Annotated in this window: 17 protein-coding genes; 9 read left to right on the top strand and 8 right to left on the bottom strand. The window is 68.2% G+C overall.

The features are described 5' to 3' along the window. Positions 1 to 137 precede the first annotated feature (137 nt). Positions 138 to 443, bottom strand: coding sequence for a hypothetical protein (locus tag ACIQAK_RS06295; RefSeq protein ID WP_366387135.1), 306 nt, complete (start codon positions 441 to 443; stop codon positions 138 to 140). A 111-nt stretch (positions 444 to 554) separates the two neighbouring features. Next, complete coding sequence (locus tag ACIQAK_RS06300; protein WP_366387136.1) at positions 555 to 1,727, bottom strand: alanine--tRNA ligase-related protein; 1,173 nt, start codon at positions 1,725 to 1,727, stop codon at positions 555 to 557. Between the two features lie 553 nt (positions 1,728 to 2,280). Between ACIQAK_RS06300 and ACIQAK_RS06305 the strand changes: the two genes are divergently transcribed. Then, the gene (locus tag ACIQAK_RS06305) at positions 2,281 to 3,390 is read left to right on the top strand and encodes a hypothetical protein (protein WP_366387137.1); all 1,110 of its coding nucleotides are present in this window, start codon (positions 2,281 to 2,283) and stop codon (positions 3,388 to 3,390) included. Between the two features lie 56 nt (positions 3,391 to 3,446). On the opposite strand, the gene ACIQAK_RS06310 is transcribed toward ACIQAK_RS06305, so the two are convergent. Next, positions 3,447 to 4,430, bottom strand: coding sequence for an endonuclease/exonuclease/phosphatase family protein (locus ACIQAK_RS06310; protein WP_366387138.1), 984 nt, complete (start codon positions 4,428 to 4,430; stop codon positions 3,447 to 3,449). A gap of 199 nt (positions 4,431 to 4,629) precedes the next feature. Between ACIQAK_RS06310 and ACIQAK_RS06315 the strand changes: the two genes are divergently transcribed. The 4 genes from ACIQAK_RS06315 to ACIQAK_RS06330 all read left to right on the top strand — a co-directional run bounded on the left by ACIQAK_RS06315 (position 4,630) and on the right by ACIQAK_RS06330 (position 8,311). Continuing rightward, positions 4,630 to 5,085 carry a hypothetical protein gene (locus tag ACIQAK_RS06315; protein WP_366387139.1) on the top strand — a complete coding sequence of 152 codons (456 nt, stop codon included), beginning with the start codon at positions 4,630 to 4,632 and terminating at the stop codon, positions 5,083 to 5,085. Positions 5,086 to 5,093: 8 nt separating this feature from the next. Then, on the top strand, positions 5,094 to 6,902 hold the full coding sequence (locus ACIQAK_RS06320) for an alpha/beta hydrolase (protein ID WP_366387140.1): 1,809 nt from the start codon (positions 5,094 to 5,096) through the stop codon (positions 6,900 to 6,902). 112 nt (positions 6,903 to 7,014) lie between these two features. Then, positions 7,015 to 7,560 carry a hypothetical protein gene (locus ACIQAK_RS06325; protein WP_366387141.1) on the top strand — a complete coding sequence of 182 codons (546 nt, stop codon included), beginning with the start codon at positions 7,015 to 7,017 and terminating at the stop codon, positions 7,558 to 7,560. Between the two features lie 91 nt (positions 7,561 to 7,651). Next, the gene (locus tag ACIQAK_RS06330; protein WP_366387142.1) at positions 7,652 to 8,311 is read left to right on the top strand and encodes an MSMEG_1061 family FMN-dependent PPOX-type flavoprotein; all 660 of its coding nucleotides are present in this window, start codon (positions 7,652 to 7,654) and stop codon (positions 8,309 to 8,311) included. 69 nt (positions 8,312 to 8,380) lie between these two features. Here ACIQAK_RS06330 and ACIQAK_RS06335 read toward each other — a convergent pair whose 3' ends face one another. The 3 genes from ACIQAK_RS06335 to ACIQAK_RS06345 all read right to left on the bottom strand — a co-directional run bounded on the left by ACIQAK_RS06335 (position 8,381) and on the right by ACIQAK_RS06345 (position 10,106). Next, positions 8,381 to 9,280: a JmjC domain-containing protein gene (locus ACIQAK_RS06335; RefSeq protein ID WP_366387143.1), complete on the bottom strand. Its 900-nt coding sequence runs from the start codon at positions 9,278 to 9,280 to the stop codon at positions 8,381 to 8,383. Between the two features lie 43 nt (positions 9,281 to 9,323). Continuing rightward, on the bottom strand, positions 9,324 to 9,773 hold the full coding sequence (locus ACIQAK_RS06340) for a hypothetical protein (protein ID WP_366387144.1): 450 nt from the start codon (positions 9,771 to 9,773) through the stop codon (positions 9,324 to 9,326). A gap of 90 nt (positions 9,774 to 9,863) precedes the next feature. Next, positions 9,864 to 10,106, bottom strand: coding sequence for a DUF397 domain-containing protein (locus ACIQAK_RS06345; protein WP_366387145.1), 243 nt, complete (start codon positions 10,104 to 10,106; stop codon positions 9,864 to 9,866). 1,107 nt (positions 10,107 to 11,213) lie between these two features. On the opposite strand from ACIQAK_RS06345, the gene ACIQAK_RS06350 reads away from it, so the two are divergent. Together ACIQAK_RS06350 and ACIQAK_RS06355 are read left to right on the top strand one after the other, a co-directional pair. After that, positions 11,214 to 12,077: a helix-turn-helix transcriptional regulator gene (locus ACIQAK_RS06350; protein WP_366387146.1), complete on the top strand. Its 864-nt coding sequence runs from the start codon at positions 11,214 to 11,216 to the stop codon at positions 12,075 to 12,077. Positions 12,078 to 12,087: 10 nt separating this feature from the next. Further along, on the top strand, positions 12,088 to 12,294 hold the full coding sequence (locus ACIQAK_RS06355; protein WP_366387147.1) for a DUF397 domain-containing protein: 207 nt from the start codon (positions 12,088 to 12,090) through the stop codon (positions 12,292 to 12,294). A gap of 239 nt (positions 12,295 to 12,533) precedes the next feature. Here the strand turns inward: ACIQAK_RS06355 and ACIQAK_RS06360 are convergent, their stop codons facing one another. Both ACIQAK_RS06360 and ACIQAK_RS06365 read right to left on the bottom strand, forming a co-directional pair. Beyond that, the gene (locus ACIQAK_RS06360) at positions 12,534 to 15,671 is read right to left on the bottom strand and encodes a DUF3427 domain-containing protein (RefSeq protein ID WP_366387148.1); all 3,138 of its coding nucleotides are present in this window, start codon (positions 15,669 to 15,671) and stop codon (positions 12,534 to 12,536) included. A 147-nt stretch (positions 15,672 to 15,818) separates the two neighbouring features. Continuing rightward, complete coding sequence (locus ACIQAK_RS06365) at positions 15,819 to 16,826, bottom strand: SEC-C domain-containing protein (RefSeq protein WP_366387149.1); 1,008 nt, start codon at positions 16,824 to 16,826, stop codon at positions 15,819 to 15,821. Between the two features lie 364 nt (positions 16,827 to 17,190). On the opposite strand from ACIQAK_RS06365, the gene ACIQAK_RS06370 reads away from it, so the two are divergent. Both ACIQAK_RS06370 and ACIQAK_RS06375 read left to right on the top strand, forming a co-directional pair. Continuing rightward, the gene (locus ACIQAK_RS06370; RefSeq protein ID WP_401364497.1) at positions 17,191 to 18,006 is read left to right on the top strand and encodes a class E sortase; all 816 of its coding nucleotides are present in this window, start codon (positions 17,191 to 17,193) and stop codon (positions 18,004 to 18,006) included. 103 nt (positions 18,007 to 18,109) lie between these two features. Next, the gene (locus ACIQAK_RS06375; protein ID WP_366387151.1) at positions 18,110 to 18,448 is read left to right on the top strand and encodes a DUF6412 domain-containing protein; all 339 of its coding nucleotides are present in this window, start codon (positions 18,110 to 18,112) and stop codon (positions 18,446 to 18,448) included. Positions 18,449 to 18,551: the final 103 nt, after the last annotated feature.

Genomic DNA, 18,551 nt, shown 5'->3' on the forward strand with positions numbered 1-18,551 from the left:
CCACCAAGATCCACATGGCGCTCAAGCAGCGGCGCGGCCTGGCCACCCGTTAGGACAAGACCGCCATCGTCTACCTCGCCGGACTCCATCTCGCCGCCGTCGGCATCTGGTGAGCGAGGTGCTCCGAAGGAAACAGGCTAGACCCGGGCGCTCCGGGTGACGGCCCAGGACGCGGCGGCCACACCACCGGCGACGGCGAAGACGGCGGGCCAGGCGCCGACCTTCCTGGCGAGCGGGTGCGACCCGGCGAAGGCGGCGACGTACGCGACGGTCAGCGTGGTGGCCGCACGCGGTCCGGCCTGCCGGTTCCACTCGTACGCGGCGAGGGACCCGGCGGCGGCGAGCGCGACCCCGCCGAGCGGACGCTTCCTGGTCCACCGGGCGACGCCGTACCCCCCGACGAGCCCGCTCGCCGCCACTGCCGCTGCCGGAACCTTCGCCATCGCCGCCACCATCGCCTTCGTGTCCGTATCCGGGTCCGTCCCGGGTCCGTCCGAGGCTAACCTCCGCCCCGCCCCGGTCCGGCGGGCGGGCGGGCGGGGACGACGAGGAGCTCAGCGATCCTGCCGGCGCAGGCTCGTGATCAGCTCACGCGGCAGCCCATGGGTGTCGTGGAGGTAGTGGAAGTCCTCCTCGGCCAGCGGGCCCCGGAACCGGGGCCGGGCGAGCACCTGTCGGCCCCGCTCCAGGAGCCGGTCGAACCGCTGCTCCTCCTCGCGCAGCACCCGGAGCACCTCGGCCGTGCGCATGTCCTGCCGGAAGTGGTCCAGGGTGTGCTGGACCACTTCTTCCGGCAGGTCTTCGAGACTGCGGGAGGGGTCCTCCCGCCGGAGCACGGTGAGGACCCGGCGTACCAGACGGCGCAGCACGTGACCGCGCCCCGTGTTGGCCGGGCGCACACCATCGCCCAGCACCACCACGGCCGAGCGCAGGTGGTCGCAGACCAGACGCGGCGAGGGTTCGTCCAGGGTCCACAGGGCCGGGACCGAGCGGCGCCAGGGGTCGAAGACGTCGCAGGTGAAGACGGACGACGTGCCCTGGAGCAGTGAGGCCAGCCGCTCCAGGCCGAGTCCGGTGTCGACGTCGCGCTGGGGAAGGGGGACGAGGGAGCCGTCGCCGAGCGTGCGGTGGGTCATCGTGACGTGGTTCCACACCTCCACCCAGCGGTCGTCGCGGGTGGGCGTCGACCGCGGCGGGCCCTCACCGCTCCACAGGAAGATCTCCGAGTCGGGACCGCAGGGTCCCACCGGTCCGTTGGACCACCAGTTGTCCTCCACGGTGAGTTCGACGGGGACGCCCAGGCCCTGCCACAGCTCGACGGAGGCGGTGTCCGGCCCGGTCCGGCCGTCACCGGCGAAGGCGGTGGCGTGCAGTCGGCCGGGATCGACGCCCAGCCCCTCGGTGAGCAGCCCGTACCCCCAGTCGAGACTGAGCGGGCCTTCGTAGTCGCCCAGCGACCAGGTGCCGAGCATCTCGAAGACGGTCAGGTGGGTGGCGTCCCCGACCTCGTCCAGGTCCGTGGTGCGCAGACAGCGCTGAACGTTCACCAGCCGCTTGCCCAGCGGGTGGGGGCGGCCCTCCAGGTACGGGGTGAGCGGGTGCATGCCGGAGGTGGTGAAGAGGACGGAGTCGCCGGGGGGCGGCAGGAGGGTCGAGCCGGTGACGCGGCGATGGCCGCGCTCTTCGAAGTACTCGACGAATGTGCTGACCAGCTGGTCTGTACGCATGGGGGTGGCTCCTTCGCGTTGCGGCGGGGGGAGGCACCGGAGAACGGGACCGTGCGGTCACCCGGCCGGGGCCAGAGGCGCCACGGCACTGCCGACGGACCGTTTCCGGTCGCCGGGGGAGGGGAAGGTCAGGCGGCGGCAACCGGCGAGCTGGTCGCTCGCGCGGTCGCGGTGGTGCTGAGGCCGGTGACGTTCATGCGGACGACCCTAACGCGGGCCCGCGCTCCGGAGCACGCGAATTTGCCGCCGGTGCGGCTGCGGAGCCTCGTCTCAGCAGGATCTGTCGCAGGCGCGGCAGATCCGCTTCCCCTCGTACTGGCGGTGCCCGTTGCCCGCGACCCACGCGGGCGGCAGCAGACCGATCTCGTCCGAGCGGCGGGGTTCTCCCGGGGGATAGCTCGCACGGATGTTCGCGTGGATGCGGGCGGGTCGACCGGGTTACCGTGACGGCGCCATCACCCCATGTGCGCGACCGTGCGCATAGGGCGGCCCCCGGAGGTGCTCTAACACCCACCCGAGGGCCTACACCTCCAGTGGAAAGAACCCACCAGAAATGCTGCGTCATGTTATCGCGCCCTCTTCGGGCTGGACCAAGGCCTCGCACATCGTCGTACGCGACCGGCGGATGAACAGCGACGCCAAGATCCTGCTCCTGTACGTCCAGGGCCTCCCCGAATCCGCCACCGACCGCCCGCTCGGTGAACTGGCCCAGAAGCTGGACCTGAAGGGCCGCTCGTACCAGCTGGCGAAGAAGCAACTGGTCGAGCACGGGTTCCTGCACGAGTGGCGCGCCCAGGGTGACGGGGGCCGCTGGAACACGGACCAGCTCTTCACCAATACGCCGCTGACGCGGGAGGAGGCCAGGGCGGTACGCGCCACGATGTCGCCGGACGCGGAGCGGCCGACCGGGGCCGAACGCCTCCCCTCACCGCCGAGTGCGCGGTATGCGACGGTCGGTGAGCCGACTCCCCGGTGGGCCGGTGGCTATGTACCGGAGGAAGAACACGATGAAGAGACCACTCCCCACCCACCCTCCGAACCAGCATCGGCACCGGCACCGGAGCCGGTGGCCAGCCCGGAACCAGGACCCGAGCGCCCCTCAACTCCCGTACCGGACCAGGCAGCGGCGCCCACCCCCTCCGCGCCGTCAGAGGCGGCCCCACCGCCCCCCTCCCCGCAACTGACCCGCGCGGAAAGGGTGCTGCTCTCCCTGCGCCACACCCGCCGTGAGCTGCTGCTCGGGGCGGGGGAGGCGCGGGCCCTGGCGGTGGAGGCGGCCAAGTGGCTGGAGCGCGGCCTGACGGAGACGGAGCTGCGGCACGCACTCCTGGCCGAACGTCCGAAGGAGGGGGTGCGCTCGGCGTTCGGCTTCCTACGCCACCGCCTGACCCATAAGTGCCCGGTGCCGCCTGCCCCCGTAGCGCCCCCGGCCCCGCCACCCCCACCGGTCCGCGACCTGATCACCTGCACCAGCCCGTCCGACGAGGAACACGTCTTCCGGCCGCTGGGAGACGAGACGGAGTGCGCGGACTGCCGCCGGGCCACGGCGTACGCGAGCTGGATGGTCGACACGGACACGATCGACTTCCCGCCGGACATGACCTGGCGCCAACGGTTCGTGGCGGTGGCGCAGGCGGACGCCTTACGCGGCAGGACGGCGTGACGGCGTGACGGCGTGACGGCGTGAGGGCGGGGGCAGGGGCAGGGGGCAGGGGGGCTTCAGCTCAAGGTGACGCGGGCGGCGACGGGCAGGTGATCGCTGCCGGTGGCGGGCAGCGTACGGATATGGCCGACGGTGGCCGAACGAGCCAGCACCTGGTCGATCCGGGCCACGGGGAAGGTGGCGGGAAAGCTGAAGGCGAACCCGCGCTCGGCAACGTACAACTGCGGGGTCAGCGGCTCCAGCCCACGATCGTCGACGGTGCTGTTGAGGTCCCCCATGAGGATCACGGCCTCCACCTTCTCGGCCCGGACGGCGTCCCCCAGCTTCCGGGCGCTCTCGTCCCGCAGGCAGGAGGCGAGCCCGCCGGGCCCGACCCGCACCGAGGGCAGATGAGCGACGTACGCCGCGACATCCCCGTACGGCGTGTCCACCACGGCCCGCAAACCACGGCTCCACCCCTCCTCGACCCCCCGGGGCCGGATGTCCACCACCTGGGCTTCACCGACCGGGTACGTCGACCAGAGGCCCACGGTGCCGTGGACGGCGTGATGCGGGTACTCCGCCCCGAGCACGTCCTCGTACGCCAGTGACGCGGGCGCCACCAGTTCCTCCAGCGCGACGAGATCGGCCCCGGCCGCGACGAGCGCGCGGGCGGTCCCCGCCGGATCGGGGTTCTCGTCACCGACGTTGTGCTGCACGACGAGGAGCTCCCGCGTACCGGCGTCGGGGCCGGGCGGCAGCAGCCCGCCGAATCCCTGCACCCAGACGGCCACCGGCAGGAGCAGAGCCACGAGGGCCACACCCGACCGCCGTACCAGGGCGACGACGAACAACAGGCCGACGACCACCCCGACCCACGGCAGGAAGGACTCCAGCAGGCTCCCCGCCCGCCCGGGGGAGTTGGGAAGCGCGCGGGGAAAGGCGATCACCCCGGCGACCACCACCGCGAGCGCGGCGATCACCAGCCCCCGCCGCCCATCGCCGCCCGGGGCGTCCCACTTCGTTGTCGCCGTCGCGCCACCGTCTGCCCGCTCCGCCATGTCTTCCCGTCCCCTTCGCCCTGCCCCGCAGGACGAGCGGCTGAGTGGGTCAGGTTCCGATCGCTCACCGCGATCTCGAAGAGGGCGCGCGTTTGATTTGGCCCGCTGAAGCCGGAGATCATGTCGGCTCGACCCGGGGCGGCTGGAAACAGGGGCACGGGCCGACGGGGAAATCGGGTAAACGGGGAGAACTTCGCGGATGGCGTGGGGCGAGTGGGAGCAGCTCAAAGCTGATGCGGCGGCCGACGGGGCCGAACGCATGCAGCTGAATCAGGCGCCTTCAGAGGGAGGAGCACCGGCCGGGTCGGCTTCCGGAGACCTGAAATCGGACAAAAAGGCGTGGGTGACGGCTGGTGAGGGTGTCACCGGCCTGAAGACGGGCGTCGGCACGGCGTTGACGAAGCTGGCCGATGGGCAGGCCGGGCTGGGGGAAACCAGTGGGTGCCGGAGTGCGGCGGCCCAGAAGGAGCTCTACGACTCCTGGAAGAAGTACGTCGGCGACGTGAGCGGCCGCTGTGACGCACTGGGCGGTCTGCTGCGGAAGGCGGGCCACGATCTGTCGAAGTCCGACCAACAGGTCATGGCGGAGCTGGCGGCCCTCAAAGTGAGCTACAGAGACACCGAGGCCGTCGGCGGCCAGGCGAAGGAGAAGTGATTCCGGTCATGGACCTCGCGACGCTGAAAGCCTTCAAGCCCTCGGAGTACGAGGAGGCCGCGGACGGCTTTCGGGCCACCGCCGACATGGCCGGTACGGCTAAGGACACGATCGACAATCAGATCAGTGCCGGAATCCGCAACAAGCTGGAGGGCGAGGCGGCGACCAACGCCCAGCAGGCCCTCAAGGATCTGTCGCAGAACTTTCACTACACGCAGACCGAATGCGGGTTGGTGAGCACGGCGCTGAACGCCTTCGCCTTCGACATGGCGGTGGTCAAGCGGAAGATGGAAGCGGCGATCGATGACGCCGGAGCCGACGGCTGCACGGTGAACCCGGACGGCTCCGTCTCGTACCCGGCGGGCAAGAAGCCCGGTGAGGAGAAGCTCACCGACGGCGGCACGGTATCCGGGAGCGCCGGGGGCAGCCCGACGTCCGACGCGCTGGAGCGGCAGGCGGTGAACATCCACCCGAACCCGAACTACGGCAAGGCGATGGCCTACGCCAACCGGATCGCCGACGCGCTGAAGGAAGCCACGGACGCGGACACGAAGTGGGCACCGAAACTGAGCTCGCTGAAGGCCGACGACGACCTGACGGTCTCCCACAGCGACTGGGCCGACGTGCAGTCGGACACGGGCGGTGTCCGCGAGGCCGGCAGGAGTTACAGCGACTCCCTGCCGGAAGCGCCGAAGGGCGGCAGCCCGAAGGAGAACGCAGCCTGGTGGAAGGGGCTCAGCCCGGAGGAGCAGTCGGCCCACCTCGCTCTGAACGCCTCTTCGGTCGGCGCGTTGGACGGGCTCCCCGCCGAAACCCGTGACGAGGCCAACCGCATGGTGCTGGCGCGGTCCAGGGCGAACGTGGAGCTGGAACTCGCCAAGATTCCTCCCGAGCCTGCGAAGTACTCCCCCAATCCCAACGGCTCCTACCCGGCAGTCATCCAGAACGACAGTTGGAGCAAGTGGAACGAGAAGTACGGCGAGCGCCACGCGGAGCTCACCAAGACTCGCGGCGGCATGAACAGCATTGAGGAACGCTTCGACAAGACAGGCGAAGAGGGCCTGCCCGAGGCGTACCTGCTGGGATTCAGCGCGGAAGGCACCGGCCGGGCGATCGTGGCGAACGGGAACCCCGACACGGCCGATCACCAAGCGGTCTACGTGCCGGGTACGACGTCGAATCTGGGCAGCATCGGCGGGGACATCGGCAGGATGGCCAATCTGTGGCGTGTGGCCAACGACGAGGCCGATGGCGGCACGGTCTCCACGATCACCTGGCTCGGGTACGACGCACCGCAGAACATCGTGAAGGACTCACCGTTCAGCCACTACGCGGACGACGGCGCTCCCGCCTACAACCGCTTCCTCGACGGCCTTGACGCGTCGCGTACGGCCGAGGGGGATCCGCACCGAACGGCGATCGGTCATTCGTACGGTACGACCCTCATCGGTTCTGCGGCCCGCCAGGGCGAACTGAACGCGGACGATGTGGTCCTCGCGGGCAGCCCTGGGGTCCAGGTGAGCAAAGCCGAGCAGATGGACGTCCCCGCAGGACACGTCTGGAACCAGGAGGCCGATGGGGACGTGGTGCCGGACGTCGGCCGGTACGGGCACGGCGGGACGGACTGGGACGGCGCATGGGTCATCCCGAGCGACCCGCTGTTCGGTGCCAACCAGATGCCCACGGACACCGAGGGACACAGCGACTACTGGAAAGAGGGCACCGACAGCCTGCGGAACCAAGGACTCGTTGTCGCGGGGCGCGGGGAAGACGTCGAGCTGAAGCCGGTGCCTCCCGCCTATTCGAGGGGTCGATAGCGGTGTGCGACGGAGAGACGGATCGTGCGTGGCACGACCGAGGGATCAACCCGCGTCCCCTGACCGAACCGACCGGCCGGTGTTCCGGTCCGACCGAACGAGGCTTTTCAACGTGCTTTTCAACGTGAAGACCGCACCGGGCGCCCAGGCGCTCCTGGTGTCCATCGCCATCATCACCCTCACTGGATGCAGCATGACGAACGCCGGCGAAGCCGACTCCCTCCCCTCCGCGGGCACCAGCACGTCGGAGGAGGCCGCCCAGACCGCGAAGAAGGTCTCCAGCGAGCTCTACGACCTGATCGGCCTCAAGGGCAAGGCATCCAACAGCGGGGCCGGCGTCACGGAGTGCGGTGGCAAGGACCCGGAGAAGTACTTCCAGATCTTTCACCCCTGGAGCTTCACTCCCGCATCGCCCGCACAGCTCGGTGAGGTGATGAAGCGGCTCAACGAGGAGCTCCCCAAGCACGGCTGGAAGGTCGTCGAGTACGGACCCGATGCCAGCAAGAACAAGAACGTCAGGCTCACCGCTGACAACGAGAAGAAGAAGCACAGTGTCAAGATCACGCACTACGCCAAGCGCAACCCGCCGAAGCTGAGCCTGATGGTGGTGTCCGGCTGCTATCAGGTGCCGGACGGCGAGAAGGTCGAACGTTTCTGAGACTTTCCTGCCCCACGCCAGGGACCGTCCGGCCTGCGTACCCACCCCGACGACCAAGATCAATAGCAGGTCGGCCCATAGGGTCGGAGGCATGACGACACCCCTGACCGGTAGTGCCTTCGACGTGCTCCGCCTCGACGCCGTGCCCGACCAGGAGGCGCTGCGCCGGGCCTACGGCCTGCCCAGTGACGCGGCCGTGCGCAAGCAGATGACCGAACTCACCGATCACACAAGGCGGTTGATCGCCTGCTCATCGCTGGTCCTGGTCGCCAGCGCGGACGCCGAGGGCAACTGCGACGTCTCCCCGCGTGGCGGCCCCGCCGGGTTCGTCGCCGTCCTGGACGCACGGACGGTGGCGATACCGGACGCGACCGGCAACAAGCGGCTGGACACCTTGCAGAACGTCATCGCCACCGGACGGGCCGGACTCCTCTTCATCATCCCCGGAAGGACCACCACCCTGCGGGTGAACGGCCGGGCTGTCGTCTCCACCCGCCCGGAGCTGCTGTCGCAGCTGACCGCCGTGGGAAAGCCGCCGGCCAGTGCGCTGGTGGTGGGCATCGAGGAGGTCTACCCGCACTGCCCCAAGTCGCTGCTGCGCGGCGGGGCCTGGAAACCGGAGCAGTGGCTGCCGACGGACGCCCAGCCGACCTCGGCCGAGGTGACGCTGGCCCAACTGCGGATGCCGGAGCTGACGATCGCCGACATCGAGCAGGCGGAGGCGGACTCGCTGAAGTACCGGTACGAGTAGCGGGCCGACCGGCGAGTGAACACCAGCCGGCCGAACCCTCAGGCCGGCACGCCCTGCGGATCGGTGGGTTCAAGTGGTGTATTCCCTCTCCGAGAAGGCGGCTTGGCGGAGGGACTGCGCGAAGTCGTCGACGTCGAGGCTGGCCAAGTGCTCAACCAAAGCCTGTCTGACGTCCCGCACTTGTTGCGACAGGCGATGCCCTCCGATGTCACTGGGAGGAATGACGCGCCGGAAGGTGTCCTTCTCGATCGCTTCGCCGATGAGCTTCTCCGCGACCCAGATCGGCGTGCGTTCCCGGATCGCGAACGTCAGGTGGATGCTGCGGGTCTCGAAGTCGAGTGCATGGGGATTGTGTACCCATCCCCTCGGCAGGAGCAGGGACTGACCCGGCCTGAGATCGACCTCCAGGTCGGGGCCCATGGCCTGCCACCGGGGGATGAAGCCGGGGTCCCAGACGCGGAAGGATTCCTGGTACTCCCGCAACGGGGAGGGAAACAGCGGACGCCACAGCTGCCACCGCTTGGTGCCGGCGATTTGCACGATGACGGCCATCTGCTGGTCCCAGTGGTGGAGCAACCCTTGACGGCCGGGCGGGGTCACGAAGGCGTGTAGGTAGTTGCTGTAACCGGTCTCTTGCTGAATGCCGCGGGAGACGTCCGCCAGGAAGGGGATGACCCGCTGGAGGTTGCCGAGCCGGACCGTGTGGCCGTCCTCGTAGAGGCTCCGTAGCTTCGCCGGGTCGGTCCGGCCTGCCGTTCGGTGGCGGTCCGGGTGCAGCGCGGCACCGTTACTGACGACGGCGATCTCGTCGGCGGGCACACATCCGGTCTCAAGGTAGTGGTCGATGCTTGCCGGGGTAATCACACGGTCGAGCTCGCCGGCCTCGCGTTCGTACACGCATGGCTCGTCCGGCCACGAGGTCAGGAGTGCCGTTACGCCCGGTTCGGGCAGTAAGAGGCTGAGGGACATGGGTCTTCTTCCTCGCTTCGGTTCGCTTTGCTTCGGCGAGAGGTCAGGAGGGCGGGAGGGGGCACGGGATGCCGGGATGGTGGTGGTTGAGGCAGCACACCACCGAGAAGGAGATCAAACTCTGGGACTTCGTGTAGTGCACCCAGCAGACGTCGACGCCTCGCGGGAGGGAGTCCATCGCGTACGCGATCTTGTCTTCGAGGTTGACGTAGGCCCGGCCGCCGTCGTCCCTCTCACCGGGAGGATTGGCTTCGTACGTGCTCTTCAGCCAGGTGACGGCACCCGTGACGCGGGTCCAGGTGCGTTCCACGGCGGTCTGGTTCTGTCGCATCAGCCAGTGCCCGGTCATGAGGGGTGGCAGCGTCGAGGCGACGAACGCCCGGGTCTGTTCGGAGTTCAGTTCTGCACCCGGACGGCGTAGAGCCTCCTGGCCGTACGCGTCCCTGCCGCCGGTCCACGGACCGTATCCATGCCAGTGCCCTGACCAGATCATCTGTGTCCTTCGCTAGGGGAGACGGGCCGGACCGGAGCATGTCCGGTCCGGCCCGCTGCGTGGTGCTTCGTGCTCAGGAAGGGGGTCAGGTTAGAGCGTCAGACCCCTCGTCCTGACCCATCCGGTGGCGAAGTCGTCGAGCTCGGCCTCGGTGAAGCGCAGCTCCTTACCGGCGCCCTCGGGCTTGCTGTCGCGGATGACGAAGGAGGCCTCCGCCCCGGGGATGGCGGCGAAGCTCACGCAGGTCTCGTTGGAGCCGCCGGCATTGCCGCCGCAGTAGGCGGCGAAGGCGTCGGCGGCCGGGATCGGCAGTGCGTAGAGGTTTCCGTTCATGGGAGAGTCCCTTCGGTGCTGATGTTGCGGAGATACGGTCTCCGCACCGTCGTGCTCCTGGCCCCGTCCGGCTGCCGACCGTCCATGGAGACAGCCGGGCGGGAGTCTGTGTGTATGGGGCCGAACCAGACGTCGGCCCGCGGCGGCTCAGGCAAAAGCCCAAACGGCTAGAGCCTGTTCGCGCTCACGGTGACGGCGTCATCGCTCGAACCACACCGTCGCGACAATCGACGATCCGATGGCGGCGAGGCAGACGACGTAGGCGATCTGCCGGGCCCGTTCGCTCATCGCCCGCCATCCTTAAGGAGAGGCGAAGCGAGCCCGCTAGGCACCACGTACGTTGCAGTGCGCTCAGCCAAACCTGTCGCGGGGGTAGGCCGTGGTCGGACGGGGAGCGGCGGGCGAGCCGCAGTCGATCTGCCAGGCGACTCTTTGGGCTGCTGTTTCATGGCAATGAGCTTTCGCAGCACACGAGCCTGAGCGCGGACGTGGGTGTAGACCTCATGGGACAGGGCGGTCGGGAGCGGTTGGTTGTCAACGAGGTGGGTCACTTCAAGCTGAAAGCCGCGGTCGGTCGAGGTCAGGCCTGCTTCCGCAGTGAAGGCTTCGTCAGCGAGGGCGATGATCTTCCCGCGTAGCGAAGAGGCGGTCTCGTCGAGTGTTGAGCGGGTGGTCGTACCCAACTGGAGTGCGAGGACTCGGCGTACGTCGAGCTCGGCGTAGATCACGTCCAGAGGTGGTCCTTCGGCCGCCGTGTTGCCAGCCGCCTCCTGCGGACTGTTGATCGGGGGATGAGTCATCACGACCTCCTGGGCCCAGGCGCGTAGCGCTCTTGATGTGCACACACGGGTGGCGAGATGAATACGCGAACGCCCGTGCGATGACATAGCGCAGCCGTAGTAGGCCATCAGCGGGCTTCTCTAGTTGCCTAGTTGGGGCCAGTCGGCTGCTGCTGCTCAACAGACTGCACCCAACCGGTGGCCGTGCGCAACATGAGTAAGCTCAACGTTGAGATTTCACTCGCATTGGGAAACTCAACAGGCATATGACGAAGGCCGGACGGGTCCATGCGGCACACTGGTCCGCGGCAAAGGAGGGGAATGACGGGTGGCACATCCGGAACCGAAGGTGCGAAAGAAGAGGCTGGGGTCTGAGCTGCGCCGGCTCCGGGAGGAGTCCGGCATCAGCCTTCAGCAAGCTGGTGAGACCATCGATGGCGACAAGACGAAGATGAGTCGTATCGAGAACGGCCGGCAAGGGCTGCGGCCCCTGGAGCTGAAGACTCTGCTCGACATGTACCAGGTCGATCCGCCCATGAGGGAAGCGCTGCTCGCCCTTCAGCGGCAGAGCAGGCAGAAGGGCTGGTGGTCGCAGCACTCAGACAAGCTCAAGCCAGACTTCCAAGAGCGACTCACGCTGGAGTCGGACGCCGTCCGGATCTACGCCTACCAGAGTGTGGTGGTTCCTGGTTTGCTTCAGATCGATGCGTACGCCCAAGCGGTCATCCGCGGTACGGGAAGTAAGCGGATGAGCGACGAGGAGGTGCGGGCACTCGTCGACCTTCGCCTCGCGCGACAGGCCATCTTCGATCGAGATGATGCACCTCAATACCTCTGCATACTGGACGAGTCGGTGCTTCATCGGCAGGTGGGAGGTCCTGCCGTGACCGCTGCACAGCTTCGCAACCTCGTCGAAGTATCTGACCGCCCTGGCATCGCAGTACAGGTGATCCCCTACGCGCAGGGCGCCTACGTGGGCATGGACGGTCCGTTCACCGTGTACTCGTATCCGGACCCGATGGAGCTGGACGTGGTCGGACTCGACAACCTCGATGGCGGTCTGTACCTCGAAGAGACTGGGGCTGTAGAGAACTACCGCAGTGCCTTTGACCAGCTACGTGCAGCCGCTCTATCTTCGCGACAGTCCATGGATGTGATCTCACGCGCTGCGCGGGATCTAGAGAACGAGTAAGAGGCTCACGATGATGCGGCACGATCTCCCGACTGAAGCGTGGATCAAGTCGTCCTACAGTGGCGACACTCAGGGCCAGTGTGTTGAGTTCCAGGCGGTACCGGGCGGAGGTGTCGCGGTTGGTGACTCCAAGGACCGAAACCGTGGAGCCTTCGTCTTCCCGTCTGCTGTGTGGGGGGCGTTCGTGGCGCGGGTGAAGAGCGGCAGCAGCATCTGACCTTCGCTGGCCCGGCGGCCTCTGTCGAGGCCAGGTCCACCGTGCAGCCGAATGCGGCCGTCGGTTCGCCGTCCCAGCCTTACATGTGTGTGGCGCCGTTCGGATGGGCGCGATCCGCCGGAGCCGGGACGGCAAGGGACGTCCTCGGCCGACGCGGCGTCCGGACCTGGCACAGCCATAGCCCGTAGTCCAATCGGGCTGCCAGGTCGGGTCGCGCGCCTGCCGTCGTATCGAGACAGTTAGCCCGCGGCGATGGCCGAGTAGGTCAGTACATCGGCTGGAATCTGATGGAAGAGCTTCCACACGATCGCCATAGGGTTACTGCCGGTGTGCTTAACGTACTCTGCCGGTCCCATGAGCATCCACGGCTGGGGTCCACCGATATCCGTCTGCTTGTATCGCCGTACAAAGAGCAGGACGTGAGTGCCCTTCTCCTTGTGGGTCTGGTAGCGGACACCTGTGGGTGAGCGCTCCGAGGTCTGATTCTGCGACTCCCAGTGGAACAAAGAGTCATTGAGGGCGTAGTCCTTGTAAAGGGTCTCAGGTGAGAAGTCTTTCTCGTCCTTCTCCAGGGTGACGAACAGAGCATCGGTCTGGATGCTCTCGCACCACTTCACGCCCTCGCGGAAGTGTCCCGGCTTGCGCCCGTCCACGGAGGCCTGGCCCAGTGCTGGGAGGATCTCTTCGCGGCTGTACGAAGCGTGGATGGTCAGGGGGATGGCGGCGTGCGTCCCGAGGAGCGGCACCGGCACGTGGTCGGCCTGCTGTAGAACGTGGGCGAGAACTTGCCTCAACTCGTCCCGGAACGCGTGCTGATGGCGCAGCGAGTCTAGCCCTGCCTGGTAGTCGGGGAAGTCCCCGCCCAGCGGCCAGAGCGAGAAGAAGAACATCCGGGCGTACCCTCGTTCCTGCTCGCTGAGTTCGTCGTAGGCGGGAGCATCATCGGCGAGCAGCTTGCTGTATGCCGCGACGCGCAGCGGGTCGTCGACATGCAGGAAGGCCGAAACCCGCTTGAGGAGGGGCAATTCGCCTTCAGGGCCAACCGCGTCCAGAAGCTTCGCTCGGCGCAACAGGCCCGTCCACGAGTTTCCGTTGCCGCGGTAGAGCTCCTTGAGCTCTCGGCCGCTCTCCTTGAGGAAGTCGGCAAGGCGCGGTTTCGCGTAGGAAGCGACCTCGCGGGTCAACTGCGTGACGTTGACCGCGATCTGTGTGCGGATGTTGTCAATGATCAGTTGCTTGGCTTTTGTCTCAAGAATGATCTGGCAGCCGGAAGGCAGTTGCGGGAAGTCCTGTTCGATGTTGTCGAGGAGGCGGTTGCGCGTCAGGTTCGTTAGAGCGCGGAACTGCTCCTCGAAGCGGAACTCCTTGCGGTGCTGACCGATGAAGTCCAAGACGGTGAGGACAGCCTTGTCCTCGGTGCGACGCAACCCGCGGCCCAACTGCTGAAGGAAGACCGTGGCGCTGGAGGTGGGGCGCAGCAGGAGCAAGGTGTCAACGTCGGGGATGTCGAGGCCCTCGTTGAACAGGTCGACCGAGAAGATGACTTGGAGCGCCCCGGAGCGCAGATCTTCCAGTGCGGTCTTGCGGTCAAGCGGCGGAGTCTCGCCGGACAGTGCGATGGCGTTGAGGCCTGCCTGTCGGAAGTAGTCAGCCATGAAGTGCGCGTGCGCAACCGACACGCAGAACCCCAGGGCGCGCATCGAGCCAGGGTCGGTGACCTTGTCCTTCACTGCTTGCACGACGAGCCGAGCTCGTGCCTTGTTGCCTGTGAAGAGATTGCTCAGCGCTGTGGAGTCGTAGGCCCCACGCTTCCACGTGACAGCGCTCAGGTCCGTGTTGTCCGTGACGCCGAAATAGTGGAAGGGGCTGAGAAGTTCGTTCTCCAACGCTTCCCAGAGCCGCATCTCCGCCGCGATCCGGCCATGGAAGAACTCGTCCTGGATGTTCAAGCCATCCATGCGTTCCGGTGTCGCCGTCAGGCCCAAAAGCTCCTGCGGTTGGAAGTGCTCCACGATCTTGCGGTACGTGGGCGACGTGCCGTGGTGGAACTCGTCGATCACGATGCTGTCGAAGTGGTCTGGTGCGATACGGTCCAGAGCCTGCGCTGTGAGGGACTGGACGCTGGCGAACACATGGTTCCAGCGGCTAGGGATCTCGCCGCTGAACAACAACTCACCGAAGTTCGCATCGATGAGGACATTCTGGTAGACGCGCAAGGACTGCTCCAGGATCTCCTTGCGGTGCGCTACGAAGAGCAGGCGCGGGTTGCGACCGAGCGCCTGGCGCAGGCGCTTGTAGTCCAGCGCCGCCATGACTGTTTTCCCAGTGCCCGTGGCTGCGACAAGGAGATTTCGGTGCCGGTCGTGGACCTTGCGTTCGACTTCGAGGCGTTCGAGCATGTCTCGCTGGTGAGGATACGGGCGGACCTCTAGGCCGGAAAGAGTGATGCCCGTAGACCCGGGGCGGCTGTTGCCACCGGCGCGAGACAAGGCGTCGTCCAGCCTCTGTGCGTCCTTGTCAGGGTCGTACGACTCGAAAGCGGCCTCACTCCAATACGCGTCGAAGGTCGCCTCGAACTTACGGATCACCGACGGTGTAGCGACAGACGAGAGGCGGACGTTCCATTCGAGCCCGTCCAGGAGTGCGGCCTTGGAGAGGTTCGAGCTGCCGACATATGCCGTGTCGAAGCCGCTGTCCCGGCGGAAGAGCCACGCTTTGGCATGGAGACGGGTCGAGCGGAGCTCATAATTGACCTTTACCTCGGCGCCGAAGTCTCGCACCAGGCGGTCCAGCGCCCGGCGTTCGGTGGCGCCGATGTACGTCGTCGTGAGTACACGGATCGGAATACCGCGCTCACGCGCCGATGACAGGGACTTCTCCAGGACGCGGAGCCCGTGCCACTTCACGAATGCGCAAAGGAGGTCGACTCGGTCGGCGGTGGCCAACTCGGCACGAAGCTCGAAGCCGAGGCTGGGATCCTCAGGGGAGTTGGTAATGAGTGCCGTCTCGGACAACGGTGTTGCTGGGCGTATCGCGTAGACGCCCGGCGCCTCCTGTTCCGCCACGGCCAACAGTTGCCGCGGCCCGTCGATGACGAGATCGACCCACTCTGTCGCACCCTCGATAGTGTTGAGCGATTCCAGGATGTGATTGGCCGCAATCACCTGCTCGGTAGGTGAGAGGCCCTGCAGTACCTGCCGCACTGTGGCCCCGATATGGCGGGAGAGTACGTGAGGCGCCGATTCCTTGCCAACCGAGGCATCGATGGAGCGCCAGCCCGTGGAGTCGAGATGCTTCATCCGTTCAGCGAGCCGATGTGTGATGAGTGACTCGTAGAGCCCAGCAACTGGTGCGTCGTCCGAAATGTCGTTGGGCATGCCCCGAGTCCCCCTCATTTGGCTGCGTACTACATGAGCAGTTGTATCAAGGGGAACTGACAGCCGAGGCGACAGCTTGCGACACCAGCAGGGGCCACCACCGCTACATCACGGTCGGCGGCCCCTGCCAAGGACGTGCGGTAGACGTCACCCGCCCCCGTGGCACCCCCCATAAGCCTCCCCCGACCCGCACCAGCAGGCAGCCGTGCGCGAAGGCGGCCAAGGGGTGGCGCGGCCTCGGGCGGCGAGGGTGGTGGCGTATTGGGGGAGCAGGCGCGCGTCGGCGGGGGACGCGGCTTCCGAGGCGGCGAAGGCCTCGTACGAGGGGACCGTGCCCGTCACGATGCCCAGGTTCGGGGTGCCCGTCGCGTTGAGGTCGCGCAGGGACGCCTCCAGGCGGGACAGGTGCGTCGCGCGGTCCACGTACTCCTCGGTCAACTCGGGGTACGCCGTCAGGAGTTCGCGGAGTTCCCGCTCGGGCCAGTGCAGCACCGCCACAGGGAACGGGCGCGACAGCGCCGTGCGGTACGTGCCCAGTTCCGCGCGCAGGCGGGTGATCTCCGCCTTCAGCTCCACCGGGTCCGACGAGCCCAGCGACCACAGGCGCTTCGGGTCGTGCAGCTCGTCCAGGGGGACCGGGGCCGTGTGCAGCGCGCCGGCCAGTTCGTCCCAGGCGTCGTGGTCCAGGCCCATCAGCCGGCGCACCCGGTGCCTCCCCGTCAGCAGCGACTGCGTGGCGTACGGGACCTCCTCGCCGGGGGCCAGCAGCAGTGTCAGCGCGGTCGAGAAGTAGTCGTGCGCCGACTCCAGCTCGTCGTGCGACTCCAGGGTCTCGGCGGCGACCTGCCAGGGCGCCGCGTCCAGCGGGCCCGCGGCGCGGATGCCCTCGATGATCGCGCGGGCCTCGGCCTCGTGCCCGTACTCCCAGAGGTTGGACGCCTTCAGGGCCTTGATCAGGTGCGGGTTCTCGACGGTGGACTCGGGGGCGGCCAGCAGATCGTCGTAGAGCGTGCTCGCGCGGGAACGGTCACCGGCGAGTTCCAGATGGGCCGCGGCCTGGAGGACCAGCGGTTCCTGGTCCTCGGGGTACTGCGCCGCGGTGCGCAGCAGGCGCTCGGCTTCGGTGGTGTGGTCGGCAGGCGTGTCGGGGCGCATGGACCACACGGTACTGCCGGACCGCGGCCGTCGGGAGGAGAGGTCGAAAGCGGGGTCCCGAGCGGGAGGGGAGAGGTGGGGGAGGGATTCGGCGGGCAGGTGCGGGGATGGATGTGCGGAGAGGTATGGAGAGTTCCGGGGGTTGGTCCTATCGTGCCCGCCGTGTGGGAACGGGAACGGGGGCGCGATCGGGGGCGGGCACCGGCGCGTGGTGGTGCGGGGCCGGGAGCGGGTGCGTGGTGCGCTGCGGAGTCGGGGCCGGGACCCGGTGCGTGACGCGGTGCGGGGTCGGGGCCCGGAGCCGGTCCGGGGCCGGGACCCGGCGCGTGGTGCGGTACGAGGTCGGGCACCGGTACGGGGTCGGGTGTCGGTGCGTGGCGCGGTACGGCGGTGGGGGGCGCGGTCCGGTCGTCGCGGGCGACACGTCCTCGCGCGCGGGCTCTGGGTCTCCGCGGAGCTCGTCGTCACCCTGGGCGTCGTGCTCCTGCTCCTTGTCGTCCATCAGCTGTGGTGGACCAACCGGCAGGCCCGCGAGGACGCCGGGCACGCCGTCGAGGCCCTTCAGCGCGGGTGGGACCTGCCCCCTTCGGAGCTGCCCCTCGCGGAGTCGCCTTCTTCCGCCGCCCGAAGCGGCGATCCCTCGGTGCGCGAGTCGCCTTCACCCGTCCGTCCCGCCGTCACCGCGCACCCGGCCGCCCCGCCCGCCCCCGCCCGCGCCTCCCCCCGCCGGGACCAGGCCTACGCCGTCCTGCGCATCCCCCGCATCGGCCTCACCGCCCCCGTCGCCGAGGGCACCAGCAAGGGCGGCGTCCTCGACCGTGGGTACGTCGGGCACTACACGCGCACCGCCCAGGCCGGGCGGGCCGGGAACTTCGCGCTCGCCGGGCACCGCAACACCCACGGCGAGTCCTTCCGGCGCATCGACCGGCTGCGGCGGGGCGACCGGATCAGCGTCGAGACCCGGGACGCCGTGTACACGTACACCGTCGACAAGAGCCTCGCCCGGACCGCGCCCTCCGACAGCGGGGTCATCGCCCCCGTACCGCGCAGCAACATCACCACGTCCGCCGGGTACAGCGCGCCCGGCTACTACCTGACCCTCACCACCTGCACCCCCGAGTTCAGCTCCCGCTACCGGCTCGTCGTCTGGGGCAAGCTCACCGCCATGCGGCCGCGGTGACCGGCAACCTCCGACCGCAACCGGGCCCGGCCGATCATCGTGTATAACGAATGGAGTGCCAGGATCCACCCGAACGCCGTACGGAAACGGAAAGGAGACGCCGATGCGTGACGCCAACCGTCTGCGCGGCGCCTTCGCCCGGCTGCTCCGGCCCCTCGGCCTCCTGGCCCTCCTCCTCGCCGAGGTCCTCCTCGCCGAAGGCGGCAGCCTCTCCGCCGCGGTCGCGCTCGCCGCCACCGCCGCGGCCGGCACCGCGCTCCTCGCCTGCTCCGTCATCAGCGCCCGCTGCGCGCCCCTGGTGCCCCGCACCCGGGTCCGTACGGCGATCAGGGACCGCGAGAAGCGCACCGCCTTCCTGCCCCAGCGCGACCCCGACGCGCGCGGCCGGACCAGGCCCCGAGCGCCCGGGCACGCCCTCCTGACGGCCGCCGTCGCCGCGTAGGGCGCTCCCGCACCACCACGTGACACCTCGTAGCGCCCTTCCGCACCGGTCGTCATGCCGAGTACCGCACCACGTACCTCGCCCGGCACGACGAGACCCCCGG

The sequence above is a fragment of the Streptomyces sp. NPDC088706 genome (assembly GCF_044752765.1).
Taxonomy (GTDB): domain Bacteria; phylum Actinomycetota; class Actinomycetes; order Streptomycetales; family Streptomycetaceae; genus Streptomyces.